This window comes from Enterobacter sp. 22452, assembly GCF_052045065.1.
GTDB lineage: Bacteria > Pseudomonadota > Gammaproteobacteria > Enterobacterales > Enterobacteriaceae > Enterobacter > Enterobacter mori.
Genome location: NZ_JBQEOB010000003.1, coordinates 205,451 through 215,850 on the forward strand (window position 1 = coordinate 205,451; position 10,400 = coordinate 215,850).

The following is a 10,400-nucleotide window of genomic DNA, read 5'->3' on the forward strand; positions in this document are numbered from 1 at the left end:
TCAACTTCTCGTTGAATTCCGGTGATGACGCACCTATGATTAATGTACGGATAAATGCCGTACATTATTTTTGCCTCTAAACGAGGCGTAAAGCCCGGATAAAGATTGAGAATGAAACCATGTCAGCACTGAAGAAGCAGCGTATCGATCTCCGGTTAACCGAAGATGACAAAAACATGATCGAAGAAGCGGCGGCAATGACAAACCAGTCGATTTCACAATTCATGGTCAGCACAGCCTCCGAACGCGCAGCAGAGGTAATTGACCAGCACCGCCGCCTGGTCCTTAGCGAAGCATCCTGGAATACGGTGATGGATGCCATCAGCAATCCGCCTGCGCCAAATGACCGCCTAAAGCAAGCGGCTAAGCGTCTCCGGGATATGGAGTAAAACGTGAACGACGTGAAGATAGGGATTTTTTCAGAAGACGTTGAGTACGACCTAAGCCAGTTCGATTGCGGAGAAGAGAGCCTTAATACCTTTCTGACGGAGCACCTGAAACGCCAACATCGTGGAAAGTTTTTGCGGGGTTATGTCCTCACCACACAAGAGCCAAAACCGCGTATTCTGGGCTATTACACACTCTCCGGAAGCTGTTTTGAAAAGGCTTACCTGCCCTCAAAAACTCAGCAAAAACGTATTCCTTATAAAAATGTGCCGAGCGTCACCCTTGGCCGTCTGGCGATTGATAAACATCTTCAGGGGCAAGGACACGGAGAATTACTCGTTATTCATGCCATGAAGACCGTTTATTTGGCCTCCTTTGCCGTCGGCATCCACGGTCTGTTTGTTGAAGCACTCAACCATAAAGCCAAAGATTTTTACCTCAAAATGGGGTTCATACCGCTCCAGGCCGAGAATGAATTCACGCTGTTCTTACCGACGAAAACCTTTGAGAGCGTGTTTGAAGAGTGATACTGCACGTAACGCCCCGGCTAGCGGGGCGTGCTTTACCTTCAGCAGACTTAACCCAGAACCGACCTCGGCTCCATAAATGCCCGAATTCCCCACTCACCCATCTCGCGCCCCACGCCGGAGTGCTTGAACCCGCCGAACGGCGCTTTCGGTTCATGGGCAAGCGTGTTCACCAGCACGCGACCGGAAACAATCTGCTGCGCCACGCGTCGCGCGCGGTCCGCATCGCCGCCCAGCACCATCGCGCTCAGTCCGTATTCTGTGTCATTGGCAATGGCGACAGCCTCCGCCTCGTCCTGATACGGAATCACGCACAGCACCGGGCCGAAGATCTCGTCACGGGCAATGGTCATCTGATTGTTCACGTCGGTAAACAGCGTCGGACGCACGAACCAGCCGTCCTGCGTGCCTTCTGGTCGCCCTTCGCCGCCCGCCAGCAGGCGCGCCCCCTCTTCGATGCCTTTGCGGATATAGCCCTGCACCCGCTGCCACTGCCTTTCGCTGACCATCGGGCCAACCTCTGTTGCGCTATCGCGCGGGTCGCCGGATTTCACCGCCGCCACGGCCTGCGCCAGCGCGGCTTCAATTTCAGCCTGGCGAGACCGGGGTACCAGAATGCGCGTCCCGGCCACGCACGCCTGCCCGCTGTTCATAAACCCGGCCTGAATCACCAGCGGGATCGCCTGCGCCAGATCCACATCATCCAGTAGGATCGTCGGCGATTTACCGCCTAGCTCCAGCGTCACGCGCTTAAAGCTTTCCGCCGCGTTGCGCAGGATCGCCTTGCCGGTATTCGTGGAGCCGGTAAACGAGATTTTTGCCACGTCCGGATGGCGGCTGATGGTCTCACCTACCGTCTCGCCGCGTCCGGTGACGATGTTAAACACGCCCGGCGACAGCGCGGCATCGCGCAGCGCTTCGGTGATAATCCGGGTTTGCAGGGCGCTCATTTCACTCGGCTTGATGACTGCCGTACAACCTGCCGCCAGCGCGGCCGTCAGCTTACCGCAGATAAACCCCGCGTCGCTGTTCCACGGCGTGATAAGCCCGGCCACGCCAAGCGGCGTCATCTGTACCGTGGCTGCGCCTGCGGGGGTGACGAATGCAAACGCCTCCAGCGCCTCAATGGCCTGAGCAATCACCTCCGCCGGGTAGCTGGCCATCCACGCCGAGCGCGAGGCGGGGGCACCGTACTCTTCAATGACCGCTTCCAGTAGATCGTCGTGGCGAGCGGCCACGGCGGCGTGCATACGTTTTAGCGCTGCGATGCGTTCCTGCTTTGTGGTCTGCGACCAAACCGGAAACGCCGCTTTTGCTGCCGCAATGGCGCGCTCTGCGTCGACCTCATCCGCCAGACGAACCTGACCAATAACCTCTGCCGTCGCCGGGTTGTACAAATCAAACCACTCGGTGCCGTGGGGGGTAACAAATTCGCCGTTAATAAAGATCTGTTCGATGCTGTGCATATAAACCTCCTCAGGCTGTGTGAGCACAGTCTGGCACGGCTTCTCCGTTGCGATAATCCACGCTATGCTGCAAGGGTTGTTTCGATTTTCAGGATAATCTATGCATCGTTCAGGTCTGACAGAGCTGGAAGTGGTGATGGCCGTCGTGCGGCGCGGCAGCTTTCGCGCCGCGGCGCAGGAGCTGGGCATGTCCGCCACGGCGGTAAGCAACGCCATCGCCGGGCTGGAGAGCCGCCTTGATACCCGCCTCTTTAACCGCACCACCCGCAGCGTGGCGCTCACCGACGCCGGACAGCGCTACGTGGCGCGTATCGGCCCGGCGCTGCAGGAGATCCGTCTCGCCGGCGAGGAGGTTCACAGTGACGCAGGGGAACTTACTGGCACGCTGCGCCTGAACGTGCCGAACCATATCGGCACCCTGTTTCTGGATCAGCTGCTGATCGACTTTATGATCCGCTACCCGAAGATGCGCGTAGAGACCGCCAGCGAAGCGCGAATGATCGACATCGTCGCGGAAGGCTATGACGCGGGGATCCGCCTTGAGGAGTCCGTGCCGCAGGACATGATCGCCGTGCCGCTGACCGGGGAGATCCGCCAACTGGTCACCGCCACGCCGGACTATTTTGCACGCCACGGTATACCCGAGACGCCGGACGATCTGCTTTCACATCAGGGGATCGGCATGCGCATGGCCCACGGCGGGATCTACCGCTGGGAGCTGGCGCGTCGAGGGGAAACGTACGCCCTTGCCGTGCCGCCGCGCTTTGCGACGTCCGATCTTTTTGCCTCGATCCGCGCCGTGAAAGCGGGATTAGGGGTGGGATTTTTGCCAGAACTGTATATCCGTGAAGAGCTTGAGAAGGGAGAGCTGGTGAGCGTGTTAAACGACTGGGCGCAGCCCTTTGCCGGGCTGCGCCTGTACTACCCAGGCCATCGCCACGTCCCGCCGGGGCTGCGGGCGCTGGTGGCGATGATCCGCGAGCGCGGGATTATTCCAGGTTAGCCTTGTTCAGCCCGTAAGCCGCATCCAGCGAACCGGGTTCCATGCGGGAGGTGATCCCCAGACGGTTCCAGGCGTTGATCGCCACGATGGCGAAGTTCAGCTCTGAAATCTCAACGTCCGAGAAGTGCTCCGCCACGCTGCGGTAAAGCGCGTCGCTCACGCCGTGAACGCCAATCTGGGTCAGCGCTTCGGTGAAGGCCAGCGCGGCTTTCTCGCGGGCGCTGAACAGCGGAGACTCGCGCCAGGCCGCCAGATGGTACAGGCGCAGCTCGCGCTCCCCGGCGATTTTGGCCTCTTTCGAGTGCATATCCAGGCAGAAGGTGCAGCCGTTCAGCTGCGACACGCGAATGTCGATCAGGTGCTTCAGCGCCGGGTCGATGGAGGTTTTTGCCACCTCCATGCTCAGGGCAGACAGCGCGTTAGCGAGGGCAGGTGTGACTTTATGGTGGTTGACGCGAGTGCTCATTGTCTTTCCTCTTTTTATGTGCGGCATGTGTCATGCGATGAGGCAAATCTACGCCGTTCATGACATAGTAAAAAGACACAAAAAGCGTGAAACGAGGTAGGACATGAAGCCGGGCTATCACGAGATTTATTCCCGCTATCGCGACAACATCACGCGCGGCGTGCTGAAGCCGGGCGATAAGGTGCCAGCCATCCGCGTGCTGGCGGAAGAGCTGAAGGTGGCGCGTAAAACCGTCGAAACGGCGTATGCCATTCTGACGGGCGAAGGGTATCTGGTGAGCCAGGGCGCGCGCGGCACGCGGGTGAATCCGGATCTTCTGCTGCCCGCGCAGAACGTCTCCGCGGAACAGCCCACCGGCACGCTCCCGGCATCGCTTATCAGCCAGCGCGAGAGAGCGGGATTTCTGCGTCCCGGCATCCCTGCCCTCGACAGCTTTCCCTATAAAAAATGGCTGCTGCTGGCAGGCCAGGCGACGCGCGCCATGCGTCAGGAGGAGATGCTCAACCCGCCGGTGCTGGGCTGGTATCCGCTGCGCCAGGCCATCGCCCGCTATCTGAACATCTCGCGCGGGCTCTCCTGCACCGCCGAGCAGGTGCTGATCACCAGCGGCTACAGCGGCAGCCTGCGGTTGATCCTCGACACGCTTGCCAGCCGCAGCGACAAGGTGGTGTTTGAAGATCCGGGCTATTTTATGGGCCAGCAGCTGCTCAAGCGGATCGTGCCTCGCCTGCACACCGTACCGGTCGATCGCAGCGGCATCGACACGGAATACCTGCTCCATCACCATCGCGACGCCCGTTTCGCCATCGTGACCCCGTCGCACCAGAGCCCGCTGGCAGTCACGCTCTCCCTGCCGCGCAAGCAGCAGCTGCTCGACTGGGCAAGCCAGAACGCGGCGTGGATTATCGAAGACGATTACGACGGGGAGTTTCACTACACCCGAAAGGTGCTGCCGTCGCTGAAAAGCCTCGACCAGCATGACCGGGTGATTTTTATGGGCACCTTCAGTAAGACCATCATGCCGTCGCTGCGCATGGGCTACGTGGTGATGCCCGCCAGCACCGTTGGGGCCTTTACCGACTGCGCGGACATCACCACCAGCGGACAGCCAGTGCTGACGCAAAAAATCCTCACCGCGTTTCTCAACGAAGGGCATTTTTTCCGTCACCTGAAGAAGATGCGCGCCCTGTATCAGACCCGCCGCGACTGGATGATTGCCGCCCTGCGCGAGGTGTATGGCGATCTGTTTTTCACCGAGCAAAACGACGGCGGGATGCATATCGTGGCGTTCCTGACCAGAGGAAGCGGTGACCGGGAGATCGCCAGCTGCTGGCAGGAACAGCAGCTGCAGGTCAATGCGCTGTCGGAGTGGTATCGTGGTTCGGGCAAACGCTACGGGCTGGTGATGGGCTATAACAACGTGCGGTCGTATGAAGAGGCGGTGGAATTGCTGGAAAGGCCGAAGCGGCGGACGCTTGAGCTGTTGAGCTGAAAATCGCCGGGTGACGGCTTCGCTTTACCCGGCCTACTCGATCCCGTAGGCCCGGTAAGCGTAGCGCCACCGGGCGATGACGCGGCTCATACATCATGCCGCGACAACCCAACGTCCTTAAGCTGCTCGTCGCTCATCTGGCTCAATATGCGGCGGGTACGGTTGATGCGATACCAGTTGCAGATCGTTTTGCCGATCCAGATAAACACGACGAACGGACGTTTTGAACGATTCTCATAGAATTCCATGATGCTCTCCTCACTGTACCAGTGGGGTTATCATCCTGGAAATGGACCCGTGCAATACAGACTCAAAAACACCTTTTGTTTAACATACAGATCCGCTAAAACATTATCTGAATGCCAATTTTTACGGCAATCTGTACTGGTTTTACACTCTGTATGGTGAAGACAAAGGATACAGCATGACGCGCTATCAACATCTGGCCAACCTTCTGGCAGAACGCATTGAACAAGGGCTGTATCGCAGCGGCGAACGTCTGCCGTCGGTGCGCACGCTGAGCCAGGAGCACGGCGTGAGTATCAGCACCATACAGCAGGCCTATCAGATCCTTGAAAATCTCCAGCTGATCACCCCTCAGCCGCGCTCCGGCTATTTTGTCTCGCAGCGCAAAGCCCAGCCGCCGGTTCCGGCCATGACGCGCCCGGTGCAGCGCCCCGTGGACGTCACCCAGTGGGATGAGGTGATGATGCTGCTGGACGCCCGCGCCGACAAAGAGATGATTTCGTTTGGCGGCGGCTCGCCGGATATTAACCAGCTGAGCCTGAAGCCCCTGTGGCGCGAGATGAGCCGCATCGCGCAGCATAACCCTGCCGAAATGCTGAGCTATGACGTGCTCGACGGCCGCCTGGAGCTGCGCGAGCAGATCGCCCGCCTGATGCTGGACGGCGGCTCGACCGTGGCAGCGAACGAGATTGTCATCACCAACGGCTGCCACGGTGCGCTGTCGATCGCCCTGCTCTCGGTGTGCAAGCCGGGGGACATCGTGGCGGTGGAGTCACCGTCCTTTCACGGCACCATGCAGATGCTGCGCGGGTTTGACATCAAGGCGATTGAAATTCCTACCGATCCCGAGACCGGGATCAGCATCGAGGCGTTAGAGCTGGCGCTGGAGCAGTGGCCGATCAAGGCGGTGATCCTGGTGCCCAACTGCAATAACCCGCTCGGGTTTATCATGCCGGAAGCGCGCAAAAAGCAGGTTTTAGCCCTCGCCCAGCGGCACGATATCGTGATCGTGGAGGATGACATTTACGGCGAGCTGGCGGCGGAGTACCCTCGCCCGCGCACCATTCATTCGATGGATATCGACGGCCGCGTGATCCTCTGCAGCTCGTTTACCAAAACCGTGGCACCGGGCCTGCGCGTCGGCTGGATTGTGCCGGGGCGCTATTACGACCGGGTGATGCACATGAAATACGCCGCGGGCGGGTTTAACGTGCCGGGCACGCAGATGGCGGTGGCGGCGTTTATTCGCGACGGCCATTACCATCGCCACGTGCGCCGTATGCGCCAGATTTATCAGCAGAATATGGAAACCTACACCTGCTGGGTACGGCAGTATTTTCCGGCAGAGATTTGCGTCACGCGCCCGCAGGGAAGCTTCCTGCTGTGGATTGAGCTGCCGGAGAAGGTGGATATGGTATGCGTCAGCAAGCAGCTGTGCCGGCTGAAAATCCAGGCCGCGGCCGGGTCGCTGTTTTCCGCCTCCGGGAAGTACCGCAACTGTCTGCGGATCAACGTGGCGCTGCCGCCGACGGACAAAAATCGCGAGGCGTTGAAGAAGATGGGTGAAGCGATTGTGATTGCGATGGAGGAGGGCTAGTGCGGCCTGATGCCCTCCCCCCGGCCCTCTCCCGTTGTAGGCCCGGTAAGCGCAGCGCCACCGGGCGACAGACCGCACTACTCGTCGAAGTACCAGTACCCCTGGTTAATCAGCCCGGTGAGCTCTTCAACAAACGCCGGGTTATTCAGCGCATCGCCCAGCTCAGCCTGGCCGAGTTCGGTGTAGCGGCACAGCGCATCCGCCGCCTTCGCGTCTACCGTCTCCAGCTGTTCGCTGTTGATGAAGAAACTGCCGTTGATGTTCAGCACGCGCAGGCCGCTCAGGCGAGACAGCGTTTCGCCGCCCTGCAGCGCGTCCAGCACCTCTTCCGGCGCATACGGCGGCTCGGCGGCGGCGATATCCAGCTCGTGGCGCGGCGTGGAGACAAAGCTCCCGAACCACTTCGTGAAATCATCTGGTTTGCCGATCATGTCGATCATCATCTGACGAATGCGATCGAGCTCGTACTGCTCCACGCGCCCCGGGTGTTCGCGACAGGTCAGATCCGGATCGCTGTAGTGCTCGCCACCCAGATCGTTTTCCAGCGCGTAATCGGCGAAGCTGCTGATCAGATCGCGACCGTTCGGCCCGCGGAAGCCGACGGAGTAGTTAAGCGCCGTCTCATGGGTAAAGCCGTCGTGCGGGAATCCAGGCGGGATGTAGAGGATATCGCCCGGGGCCAGATCTTCGTCGATGATCGGCTCAAACGGATCGACATGCAGCAGCGCCGGATGCGGGCAGAACTGACGCATCGGTAGCTTGTCGCCCACGCGCCAGCGGCGGCTGCCCATCCCCTGAATGATAAACACGTCGTACTGATCGATATGCGGACCCACGCCACCGCCCGGCACGGAGAAGGAGATCATCAGGTCATCCAGACGCCAGTCCGGCAGGACGCGGAACGGACGCACCAGCTCCGCCGCGGGCATATGCCAGTGGTTTACCGCCTGCGCCAGCAGCGACCAGCCCGTTTCGCCCAGATCGTCAAAGTGCTCAAACGGACCATTGCTGGCCTGCCATTTGCCGTTGAAATGACTCACCAGGCGGCTATCGACTTCCGGCTCCATCGCCAGGCCTGCCAGCTCGTCCGGGGTAATCGGATCGACAAAATTCGGGAAGGCATTTTTCAGCACTACGGGTTGTTTTTGCCAGTATTTCTCAAGAAATTCCGGCCAGTTCAGGTTCAGTTGATACGCCATGGGTAGCACCAGTGAGAGGGGAAACAGGCGCGATTATAGAAGAGACGGTACGAGGGGAACTTGTCATGGGTCAAACGAGGACGTGTAGGTCGGGTAAGGCGTAGCCGCCACCCGACACGTACACGGCGATAAAATCTTAATCCAGCTTCAGCTCGTCATAATGGGTAATCAGTTTACCCACGATGCCGTAATCCAGCGCTTCTGCCGGAGACATCCAGAAGTTGCGGTCGGTGTCTTTTTTCACTTTTTCCAGCGGCTGGCCGGTGGCGTCAGCGATCAGCTTGTTCACGCGATCCAGCATGCGGATGATCTCGCGCGCTTCGATCTCAATATCCGTCGCCTGACCGCGCACGCCGCCCAGCGGCTGGTGGATCATAAAGCGGGTATTTGGCAGCGAGTAGCGGTGCTCTTTCTTCGCCGCCAGGAAGATGGTGATCCCGGCGCTCGCCACCCAGCCGGTGCCGATGACGTGCACTTCCGGGCGGATGAATTTGATGAAGTCGTGGATGGTATCGCCCGCTTCCACGTGGCCGCCCTGGCTGTTGATGTACAGCTTGATCGGATCGTTGCTGACGCTTTGCAGCAGGATCATCTGGGTGATGACCTTCTGCGCCAGCTCCTGGTTGATCTCACCGGAGATCACAATCGAACGGGACTCCAGCAGTTTTTGCTGCAGAGCGCCCGCGCCGTTTGACCCTTCCGCTTTATCCTTGTCGCTTTCTTTCAGTGTGTAGTGCATTGTTATTTCCTCAGCTTGTAGCGCTCAAAACCAGAGTGTAGCCTGTTTTACCGATCAAAGTCCTCACAGACAAATAACGAGGGAGCATATGAATATTGCACATGTCGCACTCTGGACCCGCAGCCTGAACGCACAGGTTCAGTTCTGGGAAACGGTTTTTAATGGCCGCAGTAACGAACGCTACGTCAGTAAAAATCGTCCCGGTTTCGAATCTCACTTTATTACGCTGGATGACGGGCCGACCATCGAGCTGATGACGCTGCCGGATCTGCCCGACGCCCCTGCTCACCCGGAGTTTATCGGCTGGGCGCATATCGCCATCAACGTCGGCAGCAAAGCGCAGGTCGACGGCATGGCCGAGCGGGCACAGGCAAACGGCACGCTGCTCAGCGCCCCGCGCATGACCGGGGACGGCTTCTATGAAGCGGTGATCGCGGATCCGGACGGCAACCGCATCGAGCTTGTTGGTGCATAAAATCAGCGTTTCGTTGCTTAACCGCCCCGGTCACGTATCGCTATACTTCATCTTCATACGGTTATCATATTGTGAAATGATAATGATAGTTAATGTGTTAAGATGAAAGTCAGCATAAACAGTCTCTTACGTAAGCGTCGGGACTGTTTGCATCCTCGACATGTCAATCAGCACCGGGGCGGTGAATGGAACACATTGTGTATGTGGTAGATGACGATGACGCAGTCAGACAGTCCGTAATCGGGCTGCTGGACTCGGCGGACCTGAACGCCGTCGGCTTTTCATCGGCAGAAGCGTTTCTTCAACACCGGTTTGAGGATCTGCCGTCGTGCGTGGTCCTCGATATGCAAATGCCCACCATCTCGGGCTTTGAGGTGGCTGACGCCCTAAAGGACAGCGGGCGCGAGATCCCGATTATTTTTCTTACCGGCCACGGCACCATCCCGATGTCGGTGCGCGCCATTAAGGGCGGCGCGTACGAATTTCTCACCAAACCCGTCGAATCCACCGCGCTTATCGACGCCATCGAGTCCGCGCTTCAGCTGGCGGAACACAACGCCGCGCGCAATAAAGAGCACTACGCCCTGAAGCAGCGCCATCTGTCCCTCACCCCGCGTGAACACGAGGTGCTGACGCTGGCGATAAGCGGCATGCTGAACAAGCAGATTGCCGCCGAGCTTGGCGTCAGCGAGATCACGGTTAAGGTGCACCGTCGCCGCGTGATGGAGAAAATGCAGGTGCGCTCCGTGGCGGAGCTGGTCAGGGCCGTTGAGCGCCTGACCAATAGCCTGCCTGCGGAGTAA

12 protein-coding genes are annotated in these 10,400 nt (G+C 59.1%); 7 read left to right on the forward strand and 5 right to left on the reverse strand.

What is annotated here, in order from left to right:
• Positions 1–119: 119 nt before the first annotated feature.
• Entirely contained in the window at positions 120–389 is a 270-nt protein-coding gene (locus tag ACTJJA_RS10865) for a type II toxin-antitoxin system TacA family antitoxin (RefSeq protein WP_059312717.1), read from the forward strand.
• 3 nt (positions 390–392) lie between these two features.
• Positions 393–914, forward strand: a complete 522-nt coding sequence (locus tag ACTJJA_RS10870; protein WP_440667918.1) for a GNAT family N-acetyltransferase — start codon at positions 393–395, stop codon at positions 912–914.
• Between the two features lie 50 nt (positions 915–964).
• On the opposite strand, the gene ACTJJA_RS10875 is transcribed toward ACTJJA_RS10870, so the two are convergent.
• A complete protein-coding gene (locus ACTJJA_RS10875; RefSeq protein WP_440667920.1) occupies positions 965–2,380 on the reverse strand; it encodes an aldehyde dehydrogenase family protein in 1,416 nt (471 codons plus the stop codon).
• Positions 2,381–2,480: 100 nt separating this feature from the next.
• On the opposite strand from ACTJJA_RS10875, the gene ACTJJA_RS10880 reads away from it, so the two are divergent.
• The gene (locus ACTJJA_RS10880; RefSeq protein ID WP_440667922.1) at positions 2,481–3,383 is read left to right on the forward strand and encodes a LysR family transcriptional regulator; all 903 of its coding nucleotides are present in this window, start codon (positions 2,481–2,483) and stop codon (positions 3,381–3,383) included.
• Here ACTJJA_RS10880 and ACTJJA_RS10885 read toward each other — a convergent pair.
• Positions 3,370–3,849, reverse strand: coding sequence for a carboxymuconolactone decarboxylase family protein (locus ACTJJA_RS10885; protein ID WP_023334367.1), 480 nt, complete (start codon positions 3,847–3,849; stop codon positions 3,370–3,372). The genes ACTJJA_RS10880 and ACTJJA_RS10885 overlap by 14 nt on opposite strands.
• A gap of 103 nt (positions 3,850–3,952) precedes the next feature.
• Between ACTJJA_RS10885 and pdxR the strand changes: the two genes are divergently transcribed.
• Positions 3,953–5,341, forward strand: coding sequence for a MocR-like pyridoxine biosynthesis transcription factor PdxR (gene pdxR, locus ACTJJA_RS10890; protein WP_440667924.1), 1,389 nt, complete (start codon positions 3,953–3,955; stop codon positions 5,339–5,341).
• 86 nt (positions 5,342–5,427) lie between these two features.
• Here the strand turns inward: pdxR and ACTJJA_RS10895 are convergent, their stop codons facing one another.
• Positions 5,428–5,589, reverse strand: coding sequence for a DUF1127 domain-containing protein (locus ACTJJA_RS10895; protein ID WP_010427246.1), 162 nt, complete (start codon positions 5,587–5,589; stop codon positions 5,428–5,430).
• A gap of 176 nt (positions 5,590–5,765) precedes the next feature.
• Here ACTJJA_RS10895 and ACTJJA_RS10900 point away from each other — a divergent pair, with 176 nt between their 5' ends.
• Entirely contained in the window at positions 5,766–7,184 is a 1,419-nt protein-coding gene (locus tag ACTJJA_RS10900) for a PLP-dependent aminotransferase family protein (protein WP_440667926.1), read from the forward strand.
• A gap of 77 nt (positions 7,185–7,261) precedes the next feature.
• Here ACTJJA_RS10900 and ACTJJA_RS10905 read toward each other — a convergent pair whose 3' ends face one another.
• Both ACTJJA_RS10905 and ACTJJA_RS10910 read right to left on the reverse strand, forming a co-directional pair.
• On the reverse strand, positions 7,262–8,383 hold the full coding sequence (locus ACTJJA_RS10905) for a ribosomal protein uL16 3-hydroxylase (RefSeq protein WP_214577120.1): 1,122 nt from the start codon (positions 8,381–8,383) through the stop codon (positions 7,262–7,264).
• 136 nt (positions 8,384–8,519) lie between these two features.
• Positions 8,520–9,122: an ATP-dependent Clp protease proteolytic subunit gene (locus ACTJJA_RS10910; RefSeq protein WP_008501342.1), complete on the reverse strand. Its 603-nt coding sequence runs from the start codon at positions 9,120–9,122 to the stop codon at positions 8,520–8,522.
• 88 nt (positions 9,123–9,210) lie between these two features.
• On the opposite strand from ACTJJA_RS10910, the gene ACTJJA_RS10915 reads away from it, so the two are divergent.
• Both ACTJJA_RS10915 and ACTJJA_RS10920 read left to right on the forward strand, forming a co-directional pair.
• Positions 9,211–9,597, forward strand: coding sequence for a VOC family protein (locus tag ACTJJA_RS10915; RefSeq protein ID WP_440667928.1), 387 nt, complete (start codon positions 9,211–9,213; stop codon positions 9,595–9,597).
• A gap of 185 nt (positions 9,598–9,782) precedes the next feature.
• On the forward strand, positions 9,783–10,400 hold the full coding sequence (locus tag ACTJJA_RS10920; protein ID WP_440667929.1) for a response regulator transcription factor: 618 nt from the start codon (positions 9,783–9,785) through the stop codon (positions 10,398–10,400).